This window comes from Pseudomonas sp. 05N433 (assembly GCF_056396925.1).
Map to the genome: position 1 here is coordinate 1 of NZ_JBFTML010000162.1, position 416 is coordinate 416.

Annotated in this window: 1 protein-coding gene; it reads left to right on the forward strand. The window is 59.9% G+C overall.

Going from position 1 to position 416, the window contains the following annotated elements; genetic code table 11:
- Positions 1-81: 81 nt before the first annotated feature.
- Positions 82-416, forward strand: a 335-nt coding sequence (locus AC1DIS_RS30175; RefSeq protein WP_477781326.1) for an immunoglobulin-like domain-containing protein, incomplete at its 3' end; no start/stop codon positions are given.

Genomic DNA, 416 nt, shown 5'->3' on the forward strand with positions numbered 1-416 from the left:
TCTGTCAACTTCGTTGCGCCAAACGATTCTGTCAACTTCGTTGCGCCAAACGATGCCCTCGCTGGCGGCGGTTCTTTGAGCGTGAAGATCGACGACGCCAAGGGCGGCAACTACGAGAAACTGGAAGTCGACGGCAAGTCGGCGGATACCTCGGTGACCGACACGCCGGACACCACGACTCTCAGCCTGAGCGCGACCGACTCGGTGGCCGAAGGTGGTTCCATTGTTTACACCGCAACCTTGACCAACGCCGCCGGCACGCCAGTGACCGTGACATTGAGCAACGGCGCCGTCATCACCATCGAAGCAGGCAAAACCACCGGTTCCGTAACCGTCGATGCGCCGAAGGACGACGTCTACAAGGACGCTGGCCAAGTCGAAGTGACCATCAAGGATGCCGCAGGCGGCAACTTTGA